The following is a 24,810-nucleotide window of genomic DNA, read 5'->3' as shown; positions in this document are numbered from 1 at the left end:
CCCACGTACTGTTGAATGCCAGCTCCGGCTAGTAGCAACTATCCGGAGGCACAGGCATCCTGATCAGGACGCTGTCTGCAGCAAATGGAATAACTGATCTTTCAGGCTGATACGGATTTTTTTCAGATTTTCCAGAGCTTCATCTGTCACGTGATCAACGTCATTTTCGGCACGATTGATCGCTTTGTCTGTTTCATCATATTCACCGAATAATTTTGCAAAGTGCGCGTTCTGCAATTTCAAGCTGTGAATTTTGTCTTTAAATTCAGGAAATTCCATTGCTAAAGGATGATGTTCTACTTGCATAAGTGCTCCAGTTAAAATAATAAAATGCCAGACAAGCTTTATGGTATCAGGTTCCTCTTTTTACATCGTGATATAGATCAATTCTCTCACAGTATGCGGGGCGTGCAAATGCGCTCAGGCGTTACTCAGTTCAGATGCAATGCAGGCTGGCCGGCAGCGAGCATTGTTCCGGCTCGGTGTGTGCCTGGCAGCTTGAAAATACTGACTGCCTGCGTCAGCGCCATTGCCTGTTCCTCCATGCTTTCCGCAGCGGCGGCAGCTTGTTCCACCAGTGCCGCATTTTGCTGCGTCATTTCATCCATCTGGGTAATCGCCAGGTTCACCTGCTCGATACCGGAACTCTGTTCCGAACTGGCCGCTGTGATTTCACTCATAATATCTGCCACGTGCTGCACACTCTTGACGATTTCATCCATGGTTTTGCCGGCATTGTCGACCAGCACGCCGCCCTGATCGACCTTGCTGACAGAATCATCAATCAGTTGTTTGATTTCTTTGGCGGCGGTGGCGCTGCGTTGCGCCAGATTGCGTACTTCAGATGCAACCACGGCAAAGCCGCGGCCTTGTTCCCCGGCGCGCGCGGCTTCCACAGCAGCATTCAGTGCCAGAATATTGGTCTGGAAAGCAATGCCATCAATGACGCTGATGATATCAACAATCTTTTTAGAGCTGTCTTTGATTGACCCCATCGTCGTCACCACTTCTTTCACCACATCGCCACCCCGCACAGCGACCTGCGTAGCAGATACGACCAGCTGATTCGCCTGGCGCGCATTATCTGCATTTTGCTTGACGGTGCTGGTCAGTTCTTCCATGGAACTGGCGGTTTCTTCCAGCGAGCCTGCCTGTGATTCTGTACGGCCTGACAGATCCGCATTACCGCGGGCAATTTCCTGCGAGGCGACAGTAATGGTTTCGGTTCCCTGTTTGATCTGGGTCACCGTTGTCAGCAGGTTGTTTTGCATCTGCAGCAGCGAGCGCAGCAGATCGCCGAGTTCATCCTGTCCTTCGGCTTTCATACTGGAACTAAGATCGCTGTTGGCGATACGGTCGGCAAATGCTGCTGCATTCCGGATTGGGCCGATAATGCTGCGGGCTATCAGCCATGCCGCGACGCCGCCCAGTGCCAGCGTCAGCAAACCGATGATCAGCATACTGGTCAGCGATTTTTTGTAATTGCTGCTGGAAGCATCGTAAGTCATCTGCATCGCTTCATGCTGCTGCTTGGCCAGTTCAGATAATTCGTTCATCCATTTTTCATGGGGTACAACGAAATCCGTTTGCAGCAGGGCAGAAGCATCGAAGTAATTTCCCTCAACGACAAAATCATTGATTTTTTTTGAGATCGCCAGAATGGCTGTTTTCTGATCCAGCGCTTGCTTCAGTGTTTTCTGACCTGCCGCATCGTCAATGAGTTTTTTCGCCAGCGTCTCAGATTTGTCGTAAATTTCAAGTGTGTTGGCGAGCCGCTTCGATTCTGCCGCGGCCTCTGCCAGGTCGCGCGGCGAACTCATTTTTCTGAGTACCAGCGCTAAGGCACGGCCTTGCTCGCGCATTTCGGTAGCGGCATTCAGACTCGCCACTTTGGTCTGGAAAATATAATCGGTGGAACCCTGTAACTGGCTCATTTTATATAAGCCGAGTATCAGCAAGACCGTTGCAAACAGCAACACAATGCCAAAGCCCAGCATCAGACGGGTACGAATCTTGAGTTCGGTCAGGTAGTTCATGGTCAGTTTCTTTTCTATAAATAGTATCTGCCAGAATATCCGTTACGGATGCTGCTGACCGTACCGGGCAGGGTGTTTCATCTTAGTGCAAAAATTTACCTGTGGAATTATTTTCTCAAAAATACCGCTGTTGAAGGCAGAGATTCTTTGCGCAAGGAAGGTTCTTATTTTTACCAGTCCGGCTTATTAGTTATGATGTGCTCCGCAGGATTGAGCCAGCAGGCTGTTTTCTGCTGTGCTGAAATCTGCCTGACCGCAGCGGTCTTGTTCGGGAAAAATAAAAAAGGAAGCACAAGGCTTCCTTTTTTTAATCGATAGCGATCAGCGCGAGACTTATTGTTCCCTTACCCAGACCTGTGTGCGACCAAGGAATGGTGTGCCGATATAACCACGGACATTCAGTTTTTTCTTATCATCCGCCAGAGTCAGCTTGCTGCTGTATAACTTACCGTTGGCAGGATCAAGAATTTTGCCACCGCTATATTCGTTACCGTCTTTCTTCAGACCAAACAGAATCGTCATACCGATAATCGGCTGATCTTTATTGGTGCCTTCGCACTTGTCACACTTAGGGTTTTTATCTGCATCGGCTTCGAGAAATAATTTTTCGATTTTCCCTTGTAACTCGCCGCCGGTTTCAGTGATACGGATCAGTGCTTTCGGTTTTCCGGTTTTATCATCGATATTCTTCCAGAGGCCGACAGCAGCTTCTTCTGCATGCGCAAAAGAGGAAAATAAGAGGGAAAGAAATGTCGCCAGGAGTGCTGTTTTTTTCATAGTCTCACCAAATAAATTTATTATTATTGCGAATGTTATCCGCTGTGATCAGCTGTCATACGCCGTCATACGTTTAACGATCGCTTTCCTAAGCGTTGATTGTACGTGGCGATACTTGTGCCACGTACAATATTTTTAGAGCAACTACTTTAATTCAGCAGACCAGCTCAGTCGCAAAATACGTCGTCTCAGGCTGCAGGTAATTTCCCGAATTGCTCGCGCAGTTTGGCCAGTGTGGCAGAAAAATTCGCCATTCTTTCTTTCTCCTGGGCGACCACAGCAGCCGGCGCACGCGCGACAAAACTTTCATTGCCGAGCTTGGCTTCTGCCTTGCCGATTTCTGTTTCCAGACGCGTGATTTCTTTGCTCAGACGTTCGCGTTCAGCCGCAACATCGATCTCCACTTTCAGCATCAGTTTTGATTCTCCAACGATGGAAACCGGTGCCGGTGATTCCGGCAAAGCATCCAGCACCTGCACTTCAGACAGTTTGGCTAATGCCTGCAGATACGGTGCAAAGGATTGCAGACGCGCCTTGTCTTCTGCATTGGCTGCTTGTAACAGCAGAGGTACACGCAATGCTGGTGATAATTGCATTTCACCGCGCAGATTGCGGCAAGCGTCGGTCATGGCTTTCAGCGCATGCATCCAGGCTTCGGCTGTCTCATCGATATTCGCTGCCACGGCAAGCGGATATGGCTGCACCATGATGGAGTCGCCTGCTGGATTTAAAGTCTTACCAGCCAGCGGTGCCACGGTTTGCCACAGCGCTTCGGTCACGAAAGGAATAACAGGGTGCGCCAGACGCAGCGTGACTTCGAGTACGCGCAGCAGTGTATGGCGGGTGGCGCGCTGTTGTGCTTCTGTACCTTGTTGCACCTGGACTTTGGAAACTTCCAGATACCAGTCACAGTATTCATCCCAGACGAATTTATAAATTGCGGAAGCGATATTATCGAAACGGTAGTCGGCAAAACCTTTTTCGATTTCTGCTTCTGCGCGTTGCAGCGTCGAAATGATCCATTTATCAGCTTGTGAATAATCGAGATCCGCATCGGTCACGTCTGCGCCGAAACCGCAATCTTTACCTTCCGTATTCATCAGCACGAAGCGGGTTGCATTCCACAGCTTGTTGCAGAAATTGCGGTAACCTTCGCAGCGTCCCAGATCGAAGTTGATATTGCGACCGAGCGAAGCATAGCTCGCCATTGTGAAGCGCAATGCATCTGTCCCATACGCCGGAATGCCATCGGCGAATTCTTTGCGGGTCGCTTTTTCAATCGCCGTTGCCTGTTTCGGATTCATCAGGCCAGCCGTGCGTTTGGCGACCAGATCATCGACTTTGATGCCATCGATCAGATCAATCGGATCAAGGGTGTTGCCTTTTGATTTGGACATTTTCTGACCGCTGGAATCGCGCACCAGACCATGCACATACACGGTGTTAAACGGTACTTTGCCGGTGAAATGCGTGGTCATCATGACCATGCGTGCCACCCAGAAGAAAATGATGTCGAAACCGGTGACCAGTACGGATGACGGCAGGAAGTGTTTGATATCCGGTGTTTCTTCCGGCCAGCCCATGGTTGAGAACGGGACCAGTGCAGAAGAGAACCAGGTATCGAGCACGTCATCATCGCGTTTCAGTGTACCGCTGTAACCTGCAGCAGCAGCTTTGGCTTTAGCATCGGTCTCATTACGTGCCACGAAAATTTCGCCGTTGTCGCCATACCATGCCGGAATCTGATGACCCCACCACAACTGGCGTGAAATACACCAGTCCTGAATGTTATTCAGCCATTGGTTGTAGGTATTGGTCCAGTTTTCCGGCACGAATTTGATTTCGCCGGAAGCGACTTTTTCAAGCGCGACTTCAGCGATCGATTTGCCCGGGAAGTGCGTGCCTTCCGGTGCAGGTTTGCTCATCGCCATGAACCACTGATCGGTCAGCATAGGTTCAATCACCACATTCGTACGGTCACCGCGTGGCACCATCAGTTTGTGCGGTTTAACGGATTCGAGTAAGCCTTGTGCATCGAGGTCGGCGACGATTTGCTTACGAGCGACGAAGCGATCCATGCCCTGATAAGCCGCCGGTGCGTTTTCATTGATCTTTGCATCCAGTGTCAGGATGCTGATTTTGTCGAGATTGTGGCGCAGACCAACGGCGTAATCGTTGAAGTCGTGCGCAGGCGTGATCTTCACACACCCGGTACCGAATTCTTTATCAACATAGCTGTCGGCAATCACCGGAATTTCACGGTCGGTCAGCGGCAGTTTCAACATCTTGCCGACCAGATGGATATAACGTTCGTCAGTTGGATCCACGGCCACGGCTACGTCACCTAACAAGGTTTCCGGACGTGTCGTCGCCACTGTCAGATGACCGGAGCCATCCGCAAACGGATAACGGATATGCCACATCGAGCCGTCTTCCTCTTCCGATACCACTTCCAGATCAGAGACCGCTGTGCCCAGCACCGGGTCCCAGTTGACCAGGCGTTTGCCGCGATAGATCAGACCTTGCTCGACCAGGCGCACAAAGACTTCAGTGACGGATTTCGAGCGCTCGGCATCCATCGTGAAATATTCACGATCCCAATCAGCGGACGCGCCCATGCGACGCATCTGGCCAGTGATCGTGGAGCCGGATTTTTCTTTCCATTCCCAGACTTTTTCGAGGAATTTTTCACGGCCAAGATCATGGCGTGAAATTTTTTGCGCGTCGAGCTGACGCTCCACCACGATTTGTGTCGCGATACCGGCGTGATCGGTGCCGGGGATCCATGCCGTATTGTAACCACGCATACGATAGTAACGCGTCAGACCATCCATGATGGTCTGGTTAAATGCGTGGCCCATGTGCAGCGTGCCGGTCACGTTCGGCGGTGGCAGCTGGATAGAAAATGAGGGTTTGCCATCGTCCATGCTGGCCGCGAAATAACCGCGTTTCTCCCACTCGGAGCGCCATTGTTGTTCGATTTCTGCCGGTTCGAAAGACTTCGCTAATTCCATGATTGTCTGAAAGTTGAGTGTGCTAAACCTTTGATTATAAATGACAGTGGTGCCTGTCATCGTGCTAATACTTAATTCTGTCCGGCTTTTTACCGTATAGTCCTGTCAATTGTTGTAGAAGTTTTGCTACCGGTTTTTCCGGACGCACCACATTTGTACCGAAAATGGTATTTCCGGGCGATATATAGTGTTAGGATAGATCTTCTTGTCTCTACTTTTCCTTGCTTATAAATACCGATGGCGAACCTCAGAACGTGGACTTTTATATCTCTGTGTGTCTGTGGTGCGTTAGCTCTTTCGCTATCGGGATCTCCTGCGAGAGCGGACGAAAAAGCCGATCTTGAACATATCAGCAGGATCCGGAAATTATCCGATACCGACAATACAGAAGCTTTAAAGCAGCTGGAATACCTGAAGCAGAAACAGCTTTCCAAGTCGACGCCTAAGGTGCGTCTGGAGGCGCTCAAGGTGATGGTCAGCCTGTATTACGATGCAGGGCGCATACAGTCTGCGCTCAATAGTATTGCTGAATTAAAAACTCTGGCGGAATCTGAACACGATCAGGACGGTGCAGCGATTGCCCGCATCATGGAAAGCTATGCTCTGATTGATGACGGTAAACCTGATGACGCGCTGAAAAATTTGTCGCAGATCAGTGCTGGTTTACATACTTCTGCCAGCGCGGAAGTCCGCATGCGTTTGCAGAGCGCATTTGGTTCTGCGTATTACATCACAGGTAATTTTGCCGCTTCATTGCAGCATTATCTCGAAGCACTGCGACTGACCGATGAGCTGACAACGCGCAAAGTCGAAAACCGCATGTACAAGTTGGACGCCATCGCCAAGCTGTACACCAATATGAAAGATCCTGAAAAGGCGCTGGCAACGATCGATGAAGCTTTTTCTTTGTCGCCTTTGTCGCATTCCCCGAAGACAGCGGCATCGCTGAATATCAGTCAGGGCATTGCCTTATCGGCGCTGCATAGAAACGAGGAAGCCGGCGAGGCGTATAAGCGCGCTCTGAAACTTGCGACCGAAGCCGGATTAGCCTCTATGGCGGTGACTAGCCTGATCAACATCAGTGACCATTATCTGATCATGAATCAGTACAAGCAGGCGGAAAATTACGCAAGGCAGGCATTGAAACAGGCGGAAGTGCTGAAGGATAAACAATCGATTGCTGTTGCCCGCGTGAATATAGGGTTTGCGCTGGCGGGGCAGGGTAAGATTTCTCAGGGTGTTGAACTGATTAATGAAGTGGTGCAGTACTTTCTTGACGCTGACCAGAAGCCGGATGCTGAAGCCGTGCTTGGCGAGCAGGCAGCAATGTACGAGCGTGCCGGTATGTTTAAAGAAGCCCTGCAGACCGTACGCCATCAGCAAAAACTCAGCAATGAATTATTCCGCTCAGACAGAGCCAAGGCTGTCGCCGCTTTGCAGGAACAGTTCCACGCACAACAAAGACAAAAACAGATTGAATTGCTGGCAAAAGAAAATGACCTGAAGGACGCGGATATCCGTAATCATCGTCAGCAGCAGATCATTACGATACTGGCAGCGATTCTCACGGTGCTGGTGGGGGCGTTTCTTTTCCTGCTGTATCGCCGCGTCAAGCGGATTAATCTGCAACTGCGTGAAGCAAATTCGCAGCTGGAATTTCATGCGGTGCGTGATCCTCTCACCGGTCTGTACAACCGGCGCTCTTTCCTCGACATGATGAAGACAAGGATTGCTCAGGCCGAAGCAGAGCGGCGTGACGCGCAGGAAAATAATCCTGATTGCCTGATCCTGCTGGATATCGACCATTTCAAGCAGATTAACGATGGACTGGGTCATGCCATCGGTGATGCCGTACTGATGGAAGTTGCACATCGCCTGCGCAAAGCGGTACGTGATAGTGATATGGTGCTGCGCTGGGGCGGAGAGGAATTTCTGGTGTTCTCGCCGAAATCGTCGCCGTTCCAGAGTGCGGGTCTGGTCGAGCGCTTGCTGCAAGCCGTGGGAACAGAACCCGTCATGGCAGGTGACAAGGAAATACAAGTGACGGTGACTGCGGGCTTTATTTCTCTGCCATTTTCTGATGTACCGGAGTCGGTTTTCGGCTGGGAAAAAGTGCTGCAGATTGCCGATATGGCGCTGTATCTTGGAAAGGCAAATGGCCGTAACCGTGCTTACGGTATTTCGCACTTGCTGGTGCCGTCTGATCGCGCGTTGCCTGTTCTGGAAACCGATCTCTCGACTGCAGTTGCGAACGGTATGGTGGAGCTGATCGAAGTTTCTGGTCCGCCCAAACTCGATTTATCCGTCAGTAAAGCAGCAGAGTCGCATACAGGCATGCAGTGATACGGGTGTATCTGATCATCGTGAGTCAGCCCAAAAAAGAACACTGCTGCTCAGCCTCTATTTATCCACTATTAAACCGTTACCAACCTTAATGAAGCCGCTATAATGGCGGTCTTCCGTAAAAAACAGCAGCACCGTTTTTGCCCGGAAAAAATGCTAGGGGTCCTGTCCGCACTTGTGCGATGACGGGTGAGAAATACCCTCGAACCTGATCTGGATAATGCCAGCGAAGGGAAGCTGCTAAAGAACGCCAACGTCGTTTCGCGACGACTGCCACCTCTTTACAAACTCCTTTGCTGGCTCCTGCCAACACGCAAAGGAGCCAAAATGAATGCCAACCCACAATTTCTGTCCGTCACCGCGACAGTCGATGAGGCCGCGATACAGCCGCTGCCGAATTCCTGCAAAATCTATGTACAGGGCAGCCGCCCGGATATCCGCGTGCCCATGCGCGAAATCAGCCAGTCTGATACGCCAGCGATGTTCGGTTCTGAAAAAAATCCGCCGATTTATGTCTACGATACATCGGGCCCGTACACCGATCCTGACGTCAACATCGATATCCGTTCCGGTCTGCCATCGGTGCGCGGTCGCTGGATTGCAGAGCGAAACGATACGGAAGAACTGGCAGGCCCGACGTCTGAATATGGCATCGCGCGGCTGAATGATCCCAAACTGGCGGAACTGCGTTTCAATCTGAAACGCAAACCACGTCGCGCGCTGGCAGGTAAAAACGTGACGCAGATGCACTATGCACGGCAAGGCATCATCACGCCGGAAATGGAATACATCGCGATTCGCGAAAACCTGCAACGCAAAGCATATCTCGAGCAATTAAAAGTATCCGGCCCGATGGGAAATAAACTCGCAGAGTTGATGGGACGCCAGCATCCGGGGCAGTCTTTCGGCGCATCGATTCCGGACGAGATCACGCCGGAATTCGTGCGTTCAGAAGTCGCACGCGGTCGTGCGATTATTCCTGCGAATATCAATCATCCGGAAGTTGAACCGATGATCATCGGTCGTAATTTTCTGGTGAAAATTAACGCGAATATCGGTAACTCTGCAGTGACTTCATCGATAGGTGAAGAAGTCGAAAAAATGACCTGGGCGATACGCTGGGGCGGCGACAACGTGATGGATCTGTCAACAGGCAAACACATACACGAAACCCGCGAATGGATTATCCGTAATTCGCCAGTCCCTATCGGTACCGTGCCTATTTATCAGGCGTTGGAAAAAGTGAATGGCAAAGCGGAAGACCTGACCTGGGAGATTTTCCGTGACACGCTGATTGAGCAAGCCGAGCAGGGCGTCGATTACTTCACGATCCACGCAGGAGTGCGTTTGCAATATGTGCCGCTGACGGCGAAGCGCATGACCGGCATCGTTTCACGTGGTGGTTCTATCATGGCGAAATGGTGTCTGGCGCATCATAAAGAAAGCTTTCTGTACGAGCATTTTGAGGACATCTGCGAGATCATGAAGGCCTACGACGTTTCCTTCTCTTTAGGTGACGGTTTGCGTCCGGGGTCGATTTACGATGCAAATGATGAAGCGCAACTCGGTGAATTAAAAACGCTGGGTGAACTGACGCAAATCGCCTGGAAACATGATGTACAGGTCATGATAGAAGGGCCGGGTCATGTGCCTATGCATCTGATCAAAGAAAATATGGATCTGCAATTAGAGCAATGCTACGAAGCGCCGTTCTACACACTGGGACCATTGACGACCGATATCGCCCCCGGTTACGACCACATCACTTCCGGCATAGGGGCGGCGCAAATCGGCTGGTATGGCACCGCGATGCTGTGCTACGTCACACCGAAAGAACATCTGGGTTTGCCGAATAAAGTCGACGTCAAAGACGGCATCATCACCTACAAAATTGCTGCCCATGCAGCCGATCTGGCGAAAGGCCATCCTGGTGCACAAATCCGCGATAACGCCTTGTCGAAAGCACGTTTTGAATTCCGCTGGGAAGATCAGTTCAACATCGGTCTTGACCCTGACAAAGCGCGCGAATTTCACGATGAAACCCTGCCTAAGGATTCTGCCAAAGTCGCGCATTTCTGCTCGATGTGCGGGCCGCATTTCTGTTCGATGAAAATCACGCAGGAAGTCCGTGATTACGCCGCGAATCAGGGTATCAGCGAAATCGATGCGCTGAAAAAAGGCATGGCAGTCAAGGCGGTGGAATTCATCCAATCCGGCGCTGAAATTTATAAAAAACAGTAAGCGGTGACGATGATGGAAATTCAGTTAAATGGCGCGCCGCATCAGATCAGGCCTGCACAACTGCTGGCTGATTTAATTGCAGATCTGAGTCTGATGGATAAAGCGATTGCGGTGGCGGTGAACCGCCAGATTATTCCGCGTTCATGCTGGGCAGATCACGCATTGCAAGCTGGAGACAAAGTCGATGTGGTGCGTGCTATCGGCGGTGGCTGATCGCTGAAAATTAACTCAGACAAAGCTTACTGCACTTACAGAAAATACAGAAAAGGATTGGAATATGCAAACAGAAATAAATAAGGAAATCGACGCTGACAGCGACCTGACAATCGCCGGTAAAACTTATCGTTCACGCTTGCTGGTCGGCAGTGGAAAATATAAAGATTTGGAGCAAACACGTCTGGCAACCGAAGCCGCAGGAGCGGAAATCATCACGGTTGCAATTCGTCGCGTGAACATCGGTCAGGACCCGAGTGCACCTAGCTTGCTGGATGCGGTGCCACCATCCAAATACACGATACTGCCGAATTCAGCCGGATGCTATAACGCCGAAGATGCGGTTTACACCTTGCAGTTAGGGCGTGAATTATTAGGCGGTCACAAACTGTGCAAACTCGAAGTGCTGGGCGATGAAAAGACCTTGTTCCCGAATATGCCGGAAACCCTGAAAGCCGCGAAAACACTGGTGCAGGACGGCTTTGATGTCATGGTGTATTGCAGCGACGATCCGATACAGGCGCGTATGCTGGAAGACATCGGCTGCGTTGCAGTGATGCCGCTGGCGTCACTCATCGGTTCCGGCATGGGGATACTGAATCCATGGAATCTATCGCTGATTATCGAACAGACCAGGGTGCCGGTGCTGGTCGATGCCGGTGTTGGTACCGCGTCGGATGCGGCGATTGCGATGGAGCTGGGTTGCGATGGCGTGTTGATGAATACCGCGATTGCCGGTGCTAAAGATCCTGTTCGGATGGCGCGGGCAATGGGGCTGGCAGTCGAGGCGGGGCGTGAAGCATTTTTAGCGGGACGTATGCCGCGCAAGTTTGCCGCGTCGCCATCTTCGCCAATGGCCGGGCGCATCGTCTGATGGTAACGACCATCCCGCAGCGCCCGAGCGTGCTGGTGTTTGCCGGCCATGACCCGAGTGGCGGCGCGGGCATACAGGCAGATATCGAAGCGATCGCCGCGCAGGGCGCGCATGCCTTGCCGGTCATTACGGCATTAACTGTGCAAGACAATGATCATGTCTATGCGCTGAAGGCGGTGCCGCACACGCTGATAATTCAACAGGCACAGTGCTTACTGGACAAAATACCGGTGGCTGCGATGAAAGTCGGTATCGCTGGCAATACAGAAAATGCGCGCGCCATCGCTGCACTGATACAGCAGTTGCGGACACAAAATCCGGGTCTGCCTGTAGTCGTGGATACCGTGCTGGGCAGCGGTCACGGTGATCGTTTATCGTTGGACGACGCCGTCGTTGCGATACAGCCTTTGCTGAAAGTCGCGACGCTGCTCACGCCGAATCTGCCTGAGTTGCAAAGACTGGTGCCGCACGCCGCAGAACAGCAGGTGCAGGTGGAAATGCTGATGCAGATGACACCAGCCGATGTGTTGCTGAAAGGCGGGCATGCAGCGGCGGCGCTGGTGGATAATTTTTGGTATTCACATGCCGGTGGCGAACAGCGCTGGCAATGGCCGCGCTTATCCGGTGAATTTCACGGCAGCGGTTGCACGCTGGCGTCTGCGATTGCGGCTCAGCTGGCGCTGGGGCATTCCATGCGACATGCCTTAGATCAGGCGCAAATCTACACACAACAAAGTCTGCAGCGTGCTTACGCGATCGCAGACGGGCAATTTATTCCGGGCAGATCATTCAAATGACTAAGACACATGCATTACGTGGTTTATATATCGTGACGCCAGACTGGGACGATACCGCACGCTTACTTGCTGTTACGGAACAGGCTTTGCTGGGCGGCGCGGCGCTTGTTCAGTATCGCCACAAAACGGCAGACATGTCATTGCGGCGGCAACAGGCGACGGCTTTGCTGGCGTTATGCCGACGCTATCACAAGCCACTGATCATCAACGACCATCTGGATTTGTGCATGGAAATTGATGCCGATGGTTTGCATGTCGGCGGCACCGATATCTCTGTGGCCGAGGCGCGGGCGCAGATCGGCGCCGGTAAAATCCTTGGTGCCTCGTGCTATGGCGATATGCAGCTGGCCCGCAGCGCGGTTGCGAGTGATGCCAGCTACATTGCATTCGGTGGGTTTTATCCGTCACGGATCAAAAAATATGCGGTCACTACGCCCGCAGATATTGTGAGCGACGCGGGCAAAGAATTCGATCTGCCGCGGGTCGTGATTGGCGGCATGACGCTACAAAACTGCCAGCCGCTGGTGGCGAACGGGGCGGAAATGGTCGCTGCCATCAGCAGCGTGTATATGGCAGAAAATCCACAACAGGCGGCCGCCGACTTCAGTCTCCTGTTTTGACGGCATTTTTCGCCTCAAATATACTCCCGGGAGTATATTTTGAAGCCCTTTGTTTATAAGGAGATAAAGCAGGTTTTCTTATTTTTGAGGGGGAGTATGCAGAATTTCTGATGTTTCTGCATATAGTTGGGCGGCATGCTGAACTGTGGCCCGGGTTTCACGGGCAACCGGATCAGCGGCATTTCTGCATCAGATCACGGTGATCGGTCTGCCGGATATTCTGCAGATCGGCGCGGCAGCGCAGGGTCTGTCCCGTATAATCGGGGTATGCAAAATTTACTTCACAATCTCAATCCTGAACAGCTAGCCGCTGTGACGTTGCCGGCGCAGTCGGCGCTGATTTTAGCGGGTGCCGGTTCCGGCAAAACCCGCGTGCTGACGACCCGTATTGCGTGGCTGATCCAAACCGGCCAGGTGTCCCCGCAGGGTGTGCTGGCGGTGACCTTTACCAACAAGGCGGCGAAAGAATTGCTGACACGCTTGTCGGCGATGTTACCGATCAATACCCGTGGCATGTGGATAGGCACGTTTCACGGCCTGTGTAATCGCCTGTTGCGAGCGCATCACCGCGATGCCGGTTTGCCGCAAACATTTCAGATTCTTGATTCCGGCGATCAGTTGTCGTTCATCAAGCGCTTGTTGAAAGCCAATAATATCGACGACGAAAAATTCCCGCCGAAGACGCTGATGTATTTCATTAACAGCGCCAAAGATCAGGGTTTGCGCGCTGCGCAGGTCGATGCTTACGATGATTTCAATCGCAAACTGGTGGGGCTGTACGATTTGTATGACGCCCAGTGCCAGCGTGAAGGTGTGGTCGATTTTGCAGAACTGTTGTTGCGCACGTATGAATTACTCAGTCGCAACCAGCCTTTGCGCGAACATTATCAGGCTCGCTTCAAACATATACTGGTCGATGAGTTTCAGGATACCAATGATCTGCAATACAAATGGCTGAAACTCATGGCGGGTGCCGGTAGCAGCCGTGGTGCTGCGGTCTTTGCGGTCGGCGATGATGACCAGAGTATTTACGCTTTCCGTGGTGCGAATGTTGGCAATATGTCGGCATTTGAACGCGAGTTTGAAGTGCAGAATCTGATCAAGCTGGAACAGAATTACCGCTCGCATGGCCATATTCTGGACAGCGCCAATATTCTGATTGCGAATAACAGCAAGCGTCTCGGCAAAAATCTGCGCACCGATGCCGGGCATGGCGAACCTGTACGCGTGATGGAAGCCAGCAGCGATATACAGGAGGCAAACTGGATCATAGAAGAAGCAAAAAATCTGATCCGCGAAGGTTTGCCGCGCAGCGAAATCGCTATTCTGTATCGCTCGAATGCGCAGTCGCGCGTGATCGAACATGCCTTGTTCAGCGCGAATATTCCGTATCGTGTGTATGGCGGTCAGCGTTTTTTTGAACGCGCTGAAATCAAACATGCGATTGCGTATCTGCAGTTGATGGATAATCTGCATAATGATTCCGCCTTTTTGCGGGTGGTGAATTTCCCTACCCGTGGCATCGGTGCACGTTCTCTGGAACAGCTGCAGGATGCCGCTAAACAGCACGGTTGCTCGCTCTATGCGGCGGTGCCGTATGTCGGCGGCAAAGCGGGCTCATCGCTGGCAGCGTTCATCAAACTGATCGAAGGTGCGCGCTTTGAAACGCAGTATCTGCCTTTGCCTGAAATGGTGCAGATCGTTATCGAACTCAGTACTTTGAAGACGCATTATCAGACAGAAAAAGAAGGCGCAGACCGCATAGAAAACTTGGATCAGCTGGTGAATGCGGCGAGTCTGTTTGTCTCGGAAGAAGGCTTTGGCAAAGATGCCCCGGCGCTGACCGGCCCCGCATCTGCCAATACCGTTTTGCTGGAGAATGGTGATGGCAATGTCATCATCGATGCTGATGCGGCTTTGCCGACTGTCATGTCGCCGTTATCAGCTTTTCTGTCACATGCCTCGCTGGAAGCGGGTGACAACCAGGCGCAAGCCGGGCAGGATGCGATGCAACTGATGACGGTGCATTCCGCCAAAGGGCTGGAATTTGATGCGGTATTTATCACTGGTCTGGAAGAAGGCTTGTTCCCGCACGAGAACAGCGCGCAGGAAGAAAGCGGCGTCGAAGAAGAACGGCGTCTGATGTATGTGGCGATTACCCGTGCGCGGCAACGCTTGTATCTGAGTTTTTCGCAAACCCGCATGCTGCATGGGCAGACACGCTACAACATGCGCTCGCGCTTTCTGGAAGAGTTGCCGGAAGAATCCTTGAAATGGCTGTCGCCAAAAATTCAGCCGCAATGGTTTGGCAATAAAAAATCGGCATGGGATGATGCTCCTGCTGCAGGCGCGAATCGCATTGCACAGAATTTCAATCAGGTCGCGGATGCGAACGCATGGCGCATCGGTCAGGGCGTCGCGCATCCTAAGTTTGGTGAAGGGGTGATCGTAAATATCGAAGGCAGCGGCACGAATGCGCGTGCGCATATCAATTTCGGTAAGTTCGGAATGAAGCTGCTGGACCTGAGTATCGCCAAACTGGAAAAAATCTGATTTTTTAATCAGATCTGCCACACTGTACCGGCGATGCCGCTCAGTGCTGTTTCAGTATTGTTGGATATACGCCGGTAACAGCATTCACGATGTCCGCGATGCTGGTGAGTTGATCTATTGAAGGGAAAAGGACACAGAATGACAACGGATATGTTGATTCAGTATGTAGCGGCGGCGATCTTCGGCATCGCTGTGCTGCATACTTTTTCCACCAAATTTTTTATTTCGCTGGCACACAAAAGTCAGCATCATGCTGGTCTCTGGCATTTGCTGGGGGAAGTCGAGGTCGTCTTCGGCTTCTGGGCTTTTGTGCTGGTTGCCGTGATGGCTTTACTGATGAATCAGAAAGAGGCGATTCATTATCTTGAAGCGCAGAATTTTACTGAGCCTTTATTTGTCTTTGTGATTCTTGTGGTGGCTGGCACCCGTCCGGTATTGTGGGCAGTGCAGGCTTTCGTCTCCCGCATTGCGCGTCTGCTGCCGTTCAATACGCAGCTGGCTTCGTATTTTCTGTGTCTGTCATTGGTGCCATTGTTTGGTTCATTTATCACTGAGCCTGCGGCCATGACACTGGCAGCGCTGATGTTGCGGGATCGTTTTTATTCGCAGGCAATTCCCGAGCGCATGAAATACATGACGCTGGGCGTTTTATTCGTCAACATTTCTATCGGCGGCGTACTCACTTCGTTTGCGGCACCGCCGGTGCTGATGGTTGCGGAGAAATGGGGCTGGAACAGTGCGTTCATGATGCAGATGTTTGGTTGGAAGGCCGCAGGTGCCGTCGTATTAAATGCCTTGTTGCTGAGCCTGTTCTTCCGTAAAGAACTGACGTCACTGAAAGCGCCGGAGCCGACGACAGCGGATGCGCCTGTGCCTTTTTATGTCGTGGCAATTCATTTTACTTTTCTCGCGGCCACGGTCTGGTTTGCACATTATCCTGTCGTATTTCTGGGGCTGTTTTTATTTTTCCTTGGATTTACTGAGGCGTACAAACAGTATCAGGACAGGCTGATGTTGAGAGAAGGCTTGCTGGTCGCATTTTTTCTGGCGGGCCTGGTGGTTCTGGGCGGTAAGCAGGAATGGTGGCTGCAACCTTTGCTGGCCGGTATGGATAATGCCGTCCTGTTTTTCGGTGCGGTTGCATTAACGGCGGTGACCGATAATGCCGCGCTGACTTATCTGGGGTCGCTGGTCGTTGGTTTGCCTGATGCGGCGAAATATGCGCTGGTGTCCGGTGCTGTCACGGGTGGTGGTTTGACGGTGATTGCCAATGCGCCGAATCCTGCCGGGTTTGCGATATTAAAAGATACGTTTAATGAAAAAGCGATCAGCCCGCTGGGTCTGATCGCCGCCGCAGCGCTGCCGACGGTGATCGCCACGCTGTTTTTACATTTTCTGTAAGCCCGTCGTATTGTCATCAGGGTAGCAAAAATACCTTGCTCTGACAGCGCCCGAAGCTACCTTCGTGGGGGGGGCTGTCGCGCCGCAGATTGGTAGCGCTTGGTCAGAGATAGTAAGCCGTTGATGTCATGACTTTGGCCATCAGTTTCATCGCTATTCTGACGGGCTGTGGTGTTTCACTGGCACCCAGTTCCTGTGCAGCGGCACCGTGCGCGACTTCGTCAACGCGCATTTGCTCGACGATCGCACGTGACCTTGCGTCATGTGCAGGCAAGGAATTCAGATGCCCCGCCAGATGGGCTTCAACCTGCCGCTCGGTTTCGACGACAAATCCAAGGCTTGCTGCATCGCCGCATTTTGCCGCGATGATTCCGCATGTGTAAGCACCGGCATACCAGAGCGGGTTCATGAGACTGGTATGCGAGTTCAGTTCTTTCAAGCGAGTGGCAGTCCAGGCAAGATGATCTTCTTCTTCTATGCAGGAATGCTGAAGCTGACGGGTCACTTCTTCTTTATGTGAAAACGCACTTTGAGCGTCATACAGCGCCTGAGCACAGATTTCGCCGACGTGATTGACCCGCATCAGACCGGCACTGTGCTTTCTTTCCTGCTCGCTCAACTTGTCTTCATTGGTGATGGCAGCAGCGGGATAAGGACGAGAGCTTCTTGCCTGGGCAGAAACGGTGCGCAGCGCGCGATCAAAGCTCAGGACGATACGATCTATATTTGGCAGAGACATGGTTACGATGCTTTAAGAAGTAGGTCTCTATTGTAAAACATCAGACCGGGGGACTGGTTTTAAGCTGGCGCAAGGCAAATGCAGATTGCGTATGCATCAAAACCTGACAATTCTCATCAGAATTACAACTGTTGTCGCCGCGCCACATTTAATTTGCTTAAACACGATCGTTCGCAAATTCTCTTTGCCCAAATTCGCTTAGTTTGGTTCAATGGAACCTAGATTGTTTATCAATCAGTTCGGAAGAACCAGCAATACCCAAAAAAGCAGCCTAATTAAGAGCTGCAGACATCACGTCAAATTAACCATTAAATCTGGAGACAATTTCAATGAAAAAATCACTCATCGCTTTTGCTGTACTGGGCGCGTTCGCATCTGCGGCATCTGCACAATCCAACGTGACCGTTTACGGCATCATCGACGCCGCTATGATGTACACCAACAATCAAGCGGGTGGCACGAATAAAGCCGTGATGGAAGCTGGTCAGCTGGCAATATCTCGCTGGGGTATTAAAGGCAGCGAAGATCTGGGCGGCGGTCTGAAAGCTAACTTTAATCTGGAAGGCACCCTGGCGAATGATACAGGCGCAGCAGGTGCCGGTTTTGGCGGCAGCAACCTGACACAGAATTTCAGCCAGGCCGGTAACAACTCTTCCTTGTTTGACCGCCTTTCCTGGGTTGGTCTGTCAGGCTCTTTCGGTGCTGTGACTCTGGGTCGTAACAACATTCTGGGTGTGGATTCCGTTGGTCTGGCCGATCCTATGAGCCTCGCACATGCAGGTACAAACCCTAACGTTATGCTGGTTGGTCTGTACTCCGGTGCATTCTTCGGTGGTTTCGGTACGAATCAGGGCGGTCCTGGTCTGCGTCAGAATAACTCTGTGAAATACGTTTCTCCTTTCATTTCCGGTTTTGCCGGTGCAGCGATGTACGGCTTTGGTGAAAAAGCAGGCGAAATTTCTTCCAGTTCTTATGCTGGTCTGGCAGGTATCTTCACAGATGGCACGAATGGTGCCGCATTGTCTTTCGCAAAACTGAAAGATCCTACTGGAAATGTTTCTCTGAATGGTTGGGCTGGCGGTATCAAATACAAAGTTGTGCCATCGACTATGTTGCGCTTTACTTATGGCCACAATACGATTGAAGGTAACCTGGGTGCTCCGTTAAGCGTATTAAGTCCAAACAATAATCGTAAAATCACCGTTATCGGTTTGGGTGCTGACTACGCTGTTTCAGATCAGTTGACCCTGACTGGCGCTTACTACAATACTAAACGTTCGGGTGATTTCGATGGTAAGGCTGATCAGTACATCGGTATGGCTAAGTATGCATTCAGCAAACGCACTACTGCTTACGCATCGCTGACTTATGCTAAAGCTGGTTCTTCAGCTTTGAAAGATACAACGCTGGCTCTGGGCATTATCGGTACTGACGGCGTTCAAAGCAGCGCAACTCGTGCAGCATTTGGTGTCATGCACGCATTCTGATTTGCTGTAACTCAGCTAGTACGATTAAAAAGCCAGCGAACAGCTGGCTTTTTTTATGACACAAACAAAATCACTCCTGAAACTGTATTCATGCCGTTGCCTGTTTCCGTTTAATCGGACTGCGCTGATTTTTTTATCCGGAACGGCGTTGCTGGTCTGTCATGGTCTGTTGTGGAATTGAGACATCAATTTCGCTTATTTACCATCGAACGTCGATTTAACTTGGCTGTTCTCCTTCATATTTGGTCAAATACGACTGTTGATATTAGCAGTTCACATAATTTTGACGTTTCATTTTTAGTGTCACTTGTTCGCAAGTTGAAATGAATGATCGAAACTCAACGTAATTGTTTTAAATCCTTTGGAGAAATAAAAATGAAAAAATCACTTATCGCATTGGCAGTACTGGCTGCAGTTGCAGGTTCTGCTCAGGCACAATCTTCCGTTACCGTCTACGGTGTACTGGATATGGCTCTTCAAAATGAAAGCAATGGTGCTTTTTCTAAAGGCAAAGGTTCCATTACATCCTTGGACAGCGGTGTTCAATCCGGTTCCCGTCTGGGCTTCAAAGGTAGTGAAGATCTGGGCAACGGTTTGAAAGCAAACTTCAAACTGGAAATGGGTATTCAAGCTGATACAGGCGCATCTGCTCAAGGTGGTCTGGCATTCGGCCGTGCAGCATGGGTTGGCTTGTCTGGTGATTTCGGTGCGATCCAGCTGGGTCGTCAAAACAAACCAATGTTTGATGCGGTAGATTCTATCGATCCATTCGGTACAGGTATCATCGGTGGCAGCGCAACAGACAGCACAAGTGCAACTGGTCTGGGTAATCTGTTCTTCGCAACAAATCCACGTTCTAACAACACAGCGAACTACACCACGAATAATCTGAGTGGTTTCACTGGTTCTCTGGCATACACATTCGGCGAACAAGCTGGTGACATCGGTAAGGGCCGTGGTATCGGTGTTTCCGGTTCTTATGCAGCAGGCCCGTTGCTGGCAACAGTTGCTTACCACACTGAAGATGTGGCAGCATCTACTAAACCAACGAACGCTGTAAAACACATTTTTGCTGGTGCGACTTATGATTTCTCTGTTGTTAAAGCAGCACTTGCTTACGGTAAAGTAAAATCGGATGATGATTCTGTTGCCTACAAACTGTGGAACCTGGGTGCAACAATTCCAGTAAGTGCAGCTGGTTCTGTTATTGCTGGCGTTACACGTGTTACCAGCGATGTTGTCAGCTCAGATCGCAACAGTACACAACTGGCTCTGGGTTATACACACTCTTTGTCTAAGCGTACTAATATTTACACATCATTCTCTCGCGTTGCTAATGATGCAAAAGTAAATGCTGGCGGTCTGGCAGATGGTTTGGGTCGTACAGAGCGTATGGTTAACCTGGGTATCCGTCACGCATTCTAATCTTCGGCAAGTGTGAACTTGCTGTTGTGGAAAATAAAAAAGCACCTTCGGGTGCTTTTTTATTTTCTGTATCAAACGCACTGAATCATGCAAGCGCGTGACGCCGGATAATGGAGGCGTGGTTTATCCGCAGCGACCGAATACCTGCCTGAGTCAGGCATTGTTTCATTCGACGACGTGCGTTATTTCTAGCGCGGGGCTTCTTACAAATGGTTTTACTTAACGGGAGCAGGCTGATCAGGTATAGCCTGCGTCTTATTCTCCATCTGGAGGCATCAGATTAAAATGTTCATAAGCCAGTGAGGTAGCGATTCTTCCGCGCGGAGTGCGTTGCAGATAACCTTGCTGTATCAGATAGGGTTCCAGTACATCTTCAATGGTGTCGCGCTCTTCACCGATGGCTGCTGCTACATTGTCGAGCCCGACCGGGCCACCGCCGAATTTAAACAGGATGGCTTCCAGGAGTTTTCTGTCCATCAGATCGAAACCTACCGTATCCACATCCAGCATTTTCAGTGCGGCATCGGCAATATCTTTGGTGATCTCGCCATTGCCTTTTACCTCGGCATAGTCGCGCACTCGCCGCAGTAATCGATTTGCAATACGTGGCGTGCCACGTGCACGATTAGCGATTTCTCTCGCTCCAGCTTCGTGTATCGGTGCATTCAGAAGGGATGCCGAACGCGTGACGATGCGCGCCAGTTGTTCTGGGGTATAAAATTCGAGGCGGGCGACAATACCGAAGCGATCACGCAAAGGATTGGTCAGCATGCCAGCCCTTGTGGTTGCTCCGACCAGCGTGAATGGTTGTAGATCGAGTTTCACTGAGCGGGCAGCCGGGCCTTCGCCTATCATGATGTCGATCTGATAGTCTTCCAGTGCAGGATATAAAATCTCTTCAACGACGGGAGATAAACGGTGAATTTCATCGATAAACAGCACATCGTTTGCCTCCAGGTTCGTCAGTAGCGCTGCCAGATCGCCTGCACGCTCCAGAACCGGCCCCGAAGTCTGACGCAGATTCACTCCCATCTCTCTGGCGATAATGTGTGCCAGTGTAGTTTTACCCAAGCCGGGAGGCCCGAACAGCAGGGTGTGATCCAGTGCTTCACCGCGCTGGCGCGCAGCAGTAATAAAAATTTCCAGCTGGTCGCGGATTTTTTCCTGGCCTACATATTCATCGAGTTGTTTCGGCCTTAATGCGCGTTCAATCGCCTCTTCACTGGCGGACACCGGCGTCGCAGCAATGATGCGTTGCTCACTGAAATTGATAGAGAGATTATCTGTCTGTATGCTCATGATGTAATTTTTCAGCCTTTAGACAGGGATTTCAGGGCCAGCTTGATACCCTCCGATACACCTGACTCTTTTGGCACGGATTTCATCGCCAGCATGGCTTCTTTATCGGAATAACCCAGCGCTAACAAGGCATTCAGAATGTCGGCACTATGATCACCTGCCGCAGCCGCCGTACTGGACGTAAATAAATCGGCGCCGAGTTTTCCTTTGAGTTCCAGCAGTAGTCTTTCTGCCGTTTTTTTGCCTATGCCCGGAATGCGGGTCAAGCGGCCGACTTCCTGCATCGTAATCGCTTGCGACAGATCTGCCACAGACATACCTGAGAGGATAGACAGTGCTGTACGTGCGCCGACGCCGCTGATTTTTACCAGTTGGCGAAAGGTTGCACGTTCTTCTGCCGAGCCAAAACCAAACAGTACATGCGCATCTTCGCGTATAGCCAGATGGGTCAGCAAAACCACTTTTTCACCTAAAGGAGGCAGGTTATAAAACGTGCTCATAGGAACATCGACTTCGTAGCCGACACCCTGACAATCGATCAGTAACTGTGGGGGATTTTTCTCTAGCAGAGTGCCTGCGATGCGACCTATCATGAGACTGCTTTCATACTGTATGAATAAGCAGTGATAGTAAACGATTCTCTCCGGCTTGACGAGAGGATGTCAGCGAAATTCTGCTGCTCAGGATTGCTGTTGCTTTCCTGTTTGTCTGCATGAAGGCGCAACAGGCACAGAAACAGATGCCGCAGATTTTATATGGGTTTCGGGGGGAGAGGCTTTGCAAAGGCGCATCAATGTTAAGTCGTGTTCGGCGGTGTATTTCTGATACCTGTTCAGCCTATCAACCTGCCCGCTTTCACGCGCAAACCTTTTTTTGCCAGTTCTGGAGCGATTGCACTTAGTGTTGCCAGTGCTTCACCGCTGTGGGCATGGCAAATCGCTACGCCTAGCGCATCCGCTGCATCCGGGCTGGGTGTGCCGGATAACATTAACAAACGTTGCACCATATCCTGCACTTGCTCTTTACTGGCGCGTCCCTGGCCGACAATGCCTTGCTTGACTTGCAGCGCGGTGTATTCAGCGACCGTCAGATCGGCGGCGACCAAAGCGCAGATGGCGGCACCACGTGCCTGTCCTAGCAATAAGGTGGATTGGGGATTGACGTTGACGAAGACTTTCTCTATCGCCGCACAATCCGGTTGATAAGTGCGGACAATTTCAGAAACGCCGGAAAGGATGGTTTTCAGCCGCTCAGGTAATGAGCCTTCGACCGTTTTGATGGTGCCAGACGCCACGTAAGTGAGCTTCTGTCCCTGCTTATGAATAACCCCGAATCCAGTAGTCCGTAATCCGGGGTCGATACCTAAAATCTTCATGTATGCCTTGCCCCGCAAAAGAGCAAGGCGAATGATTAATGACGGAAGTGACGTGTGCCAGTATAGACCATCACCACCCCGCGTTCATCTGCCGCATCAATAACTTCCTGATCGCGCATGGAGCCACCTGGATGAATCACGCAAGTCGCTCCGGCATCAACCACTACATCCAGACCGTCACGGAACGGGAAAAATGCGTCGGATGCAACCGCGGAACCAGCCAGAGACAGCCCTGCGTTTTGTGCTTTGATCGAGGCGATACGCGCAGAATCAATACGGCTCATCTGACCTGCACCGACACCCAGTGTCATGCCGTTGCCACAGAAGACGATCGCATTCGATTTCACGTATTTCGCGACACGCCACGCAAACATCATGTCGGCCATTTGCTGTGGCGTTGGCTGCAGTTTTGAAACAACGCGTAATTCTTCCTGCAAAACGTTTTTCGCATCAGGCGCTTGTACCAGCAAGCCACCACCGACACGCTTGACGTCGTATTGATTGACTTCGTTGCCCAAGGAAATTTCCAACAAACGTACGTTTTGTTTTGCTGCAAAAATGGCTTTAGCTTCTGCGGTGAAAGATGGTGCGATCAACACTTCAACGAATTGTTTAGCGACGATTTCTGCTGCTTTGCCATCGAGTTCACGGTTGAATGCAATGATGCCACCGAAGGCGGATGTCGGATCCGTTTGCAATGCTTTGCTGTATGCCTCAAATGGTGTCGGGGCTACCGCTACGCCGCAAGGATTCGCATGCTTAACGATGACGCAAGCGGATTCTTGGAACGACTTAACGCATTCCCATGCAGCATCTGAGTCAGCGATATTGTTGTAAGATAGTTCTTTGCCTTGCAATTGTTTGTAGTTGGCGAGTGCGCCATCCACTGTTTTCAAATCACGATAGAAAGCCGCGGACTGATGTGGGTTTTCGCCGTAACGCATTTCCTGCACTTTGTCGAAATGCAGATTCAGTGTTTGCGGATATGCACTGCGGGTTGTGTGTGCTTTATCTTCACCGAGGCTGGTCAGATAGTTAGTGATAGCACCGTCATATTGTGCGGTATGCGCAAAGACTTTTTTTGCCAGCGTGAACTTGGTGTCATAGCTGACGACATTGTTATTCGCCTTCATTTCAGCGAGAACCACGGCGTAATCGCTGGGGTCAACAATCACGGTCACGTCTTTATGATTTTTTGCCGATGAGCGCAACATGGTCGGACCGCCGATATCGATGTTCTCAATCGCATCTTCGAGCGAACATTCTGCTTTGACAACCGTTTGCTGGAACGGATACAGATTCACGACGACCATGTCTATCGTCGGAATGCCGTGCTGCTCAAGCGCTGCTACATGTTCAGGAAAATCGCGGCGTGCCAGAATGCCGCCGTGTACCTTAGGGTGCAGTGTTTTCACACGTCCGTCGAGCATTTCCGGAAAGCCTGTATAGTCCGCCACTTCGGTTACAGCGAGGCCATTATCTGCCAATAATTTAGCGGTACCGCCAGTGGAGAGCAACTTGACACCGAGTGCAGACAATTCACGTGCAAATTCGAGCACACCAGTCTTGTCGGAGACGGAGATAAGAGCTTGTTTGATCATGATGATGATAAATGA

20 protein-coding genes and 1 riboswitch are annotated in these 24,810 nt (G+C 51.0%); of the genes, 11 read left to right on the top strand and 9 right to left on the bottom strand.

All coding sequences use genetic code 11. The features are described 5' to 3' along the window. Positions 1 to 63: 63 nt before the first annotated feature. Positions 64 to 306, bottom strand: a complete 243-nt coding sequence (locus ACOTSW_RS05620; protein WP_186897111.1) for a YdcH family protein — start codon at positions 304 to 306, stop codon at positions 64 to 66. A 125-nt stretch (positions 307 to 431) separates the two neighbouring features. Then, positions 432 to 2,036, bottom strand: a complete 1,605-nt coding sequence (locus ACOTSW_RS05615) for a methyl-accepting chemotaxis protein (RefSeq protein WP_423681519.1) — start codon at positions 2,034 to 2,036, stop codon at positions 432 to 434. Positions 2,037 to 2,084: 48 nt separating this feature from the next. Between ACOTSW_RS05615 and ACOTSW_RS05610 the strand changes: the two genes are divergently transcribed. After that, complete coding sequence (locus tag ACOTSW_RS05610; protein ID WP_423681517.1) at positions 2,085 to 2,354, top strand: hypothetical protein; 270 nt, start codon at positions 2,085 to 2,087, stop codon at positions 2,352 to 2,354. Between the two features lie 15 nt (positions 2,355 to 2,369). Here ACOTSW_RS05610 and ACOTSW_RS05605 read toward each other — a convergent pair whose 3' ends face one another. Together ACOTSW_RS05605 and ACOTSW_RS05600 are read right to left on the bottom strand one after the other, a co-directional pair. Continuing rightward, positions 2,370 to 2,813, bottom strand: a complete 444-nt coding sequence (locus ACOTSW_RS05605; protein WP_423681515.1) for a DUF2147 domain-containing protein — start codon at positions 2,811 to 2,813, stop codon at positions 2,370 to 2,372. Positions 2,814 to 3,001: 188 nt separating this feature from the next. Further along, positions 3,002 to 5,827, bottom strand: a complete 2,826-nt coding sequence (locus ACOTSW_RS05600; RefSeq protein ID WP_423681514.1) for a valine--tRNA ligase — start codon at positions 5,825 to 5,827, stop codon at positions 3,002 to 3,004. A gap of 237 nt (positions 5,828 to 6,064) precedes the next feature. Between ACOTSW_RS05600 and ACOTSW_RS05595 the strand changes: the two genes are divergently transcribed. The 8 genes from ACOTSW_RS05595 (at position 6,065) to ACOTSW_RS05560 (ending at position 16,869) form a co-directional block, all read left to right on the top strand. Continuing rightward, a complete protein-coding gene (locus ACOTSW_RS05595) occupies positions 6,065 to 8,170 on the top strand; it encodes a tetratricopeptide repeat-containing diguanylate cyclase (RefSeq protein ID WP_423681513.1) in 2,106 nt (701 codons plus the stop codon). 148 nt (positions 8,171 to 8,318) lie between these two features. Beyond that, a riboswitch (TPP riboswitch) is annotated at positions 8,319 to 8,422 on the top strand. Positions 8,423 to 8,497: 75 nt separating this feature from the next. Then, positions 8,498 to 10,411, top strand: coding sequence for a phosphomethylpyrimidine synthase ThiC (gene thiC, locus ACOTSW_RS05590; RefSeq protein WP_423681512.1), 1,914 nt, complete (start codon positions 8,498 to 8,500; stop codon positions 10,409 to 10,411). Positions 10,412 to 10,423: 12 nt separating this feature from the next. Further along, positions 10,424 to 10,624, top strand: coding sequence for a sulfur carrier protein ThiS (gene thiS / locus ACOTSW_RS05585; protein WP_423681510.1), 201 nt, complete (start codon positions 10,424 to 10,426; stop codon positions 10,622 to 10,624). 64 nt (positions 10,625 to 10,688) lie between these two features. Continuing rightward, positions 10,689 to 11,498 carry a thiazole synthase gene (locus ACOTSW_RS05580; RefSeq protein ID WP_423681508.1) on the top strand — a complete coding sequence of 270 codons (810 nt, stop codon included), beginning with the start codon at positions 10,689 to 10,691 and terminating at the stop codon, positions 11,496 to 11,498. Continuing rightward, on the top strand, positions 11,498 to 12,295 hold the full coding sequence (gene thiD / locus ACOTSW_RS05575) for a bifunctional hydroxymethylpyrimidine kinase/phosphomethylpyrimidine kinase (protein WP_423681507.1): 798 nt from the start codon (positions 11,498 to 11,500) through the stop codon (positions 12,293 to 12,295). The genes ACOTSW_RS05580 and thiD overlap by 1 nt, the downstream gene beginning before the upstream one ends. Further along, the gene (gene thiE, locus ACOTSW_RS05570) at positions 12,292 to 12,915 is read left to right on the top strand and encodes a thiamine phosphate synthase (RefSeq protein ID WP_423681505.1); all 624 of its coding nucleotides are present in this window, start codon (positions 12,292 to 12,294) and stop codon (positions 12,913 to 12,915) included. The genes thiD and thiE overlap by 4 nt, the downstream gene beginning before the upstream one ends. A gap of 267 nt (positions 12,916 to 13,182) precedes the next feature. Further along, positions 13,183 to 15,468 carry a UvrD-helicase domain-containing protein gene (locus tag ACOTSW_RS05565; protein ID WP_423681504.1) on the top strand — a complete coding sequence of 762 codons (2,286 nt, stop codon included), beginning with the start codon at positions 13,183 to 13,185 and terminating at the stop codon, positions 15,466 to 15,468. A gap of 138 nt (positions 15,469 to 15,606) precedes the next feature. Further along, positions 15,607 to 16,869 (top strand): putative Na+/H+ antiporter, encoded by a 1,263-nt coding sequence (locus tag ACOTSW_RS05560; RefSeq protein ID WP_423681502.1) that lies wholly within the window; start codon positions 15,607 to 15,609, stop codon positions 16,867 to 16,869. Between the two features lie 103 nt (positions 16,870 to 16,972). Here ACOTSW_RS05560 and coq7 read toward each other — a convergent pair whose 3' ends face one another. After that, on the bottom strand, positions 16,973 to 17,608 hold the full coding sequence (coq7, locus tag ACOTSW_RS05555) for a 2-polyprenyl-3-methyl-6-methoxy-1,4-benzoquinone monooxygenase (protein ID WP_423681500.1): 636 nt from the start codon (positions 17,606 to 17,608) through the stop codon (positions 16,973 to 16,975). 329 nt (positions 17,609 to 17,937) lie between these two features. Between coq7 and ACOTSW_RS05550 the strand changes: the two genes are divergently transcribed. Together ACOTSW_RS05550 and ACOTSW_RS05545 are read left to right on the top strand one after the other, a co-directional pair. Then, entirely contained in the window at positions 17,938 to 19,095 is a 1,158-nt protein-coding gene (locus ACOTSW_RS05550) for a porin (protein ID WP_423681498.1), read from the top strand. 375 nt (positions 19,096 to 19,470) lie between these two features. Further along, on the top strand, positions 19,471 to 20,520 hold the full coding sequence (locus tag ACOTSW_RS05545) for a porin (protein WP_423681496.1): 1,050 nt from the start codon (positions 19,471 to 19,473) through the stop codon (positions 20,518 to 20,520). Positions 20,521 to 20,775: 255 nt separating this feature from the next. Here the strand turns inward: ACOTSW_RS05545 and ruvB are convergent, their stop codons facing one another. The 4 genes from ruvB to purH form a co-directional block, all read right to left on the bottom strand. Beyond that, positions 20,776 to 21,819: a Holliday junction branch migration DNA helicase RuvB gene (ruvB, locus tag ACOTSW_RS05540; RefSeq protein ID WP_423681494.1), complete on the bottom strand. Its 1,044-nt coding sequence runs from the start codon at positions 21,817 to 21,819 to the stop codon at positions 20,776 to 20,778. Positions 21,820 to 21,830: 11 nt separating this feature from the next. Then, positions 21,831 to 22,412 (bottom strand): Holliday junction branch migration protein RuvA, encoded by a 582-nt coding sequence (gene ruvA / locus ACOTSW_RS05535; RefSeq protein ID WP_423681493.1) that lies wholly within the window; start codon positions 22,410 to 22,412, stop codon positions 21,831 to 21,833. 239 nt (positions 22,413 to 22,651) lie between these two features. Then, positions 22,652 to 23,194: a crossover junction endodeoxyribonuclease RuvC gene (ruvC, locus tag ACOTSW_RS05530; RefSeq protein WP_423681491.1), complete on the bottom strand. Its 543-nt coding sequence runs from the start codon at positions 23,192 to 23,194 to the stop codon at positions 22,652 to 22,654. Between the two features lie 35 nt (positions 23,195 to 23,229). Then, entirely contained in the window at positions 23,230 to 24,795 is a 1,566-nt protein-coding gene (gene purH, locus ACOTSW_RS05525; protein WP_423681490.1) for a bifunctional phosphoribosylaminoimidazolecarboxamide formyltransferase/IMP cyclohydrolase, read from the bottom strand. Between the last annotated feature and the right edge of the window lie 15 nt (positions 24,796 to 24,810).

This window comes from Undibacterium sp. WLHG33, from assembly GCF_049544815.1.
Lineage (GTDB): Bacteria > Pseudomonadota > Gammaproteobacteria > Burkholderiales > Burkholderiaceae_D > Undibacterium.
This window is presented reverse-complemented; position numbering and strand designations above follow the sequence as displayed.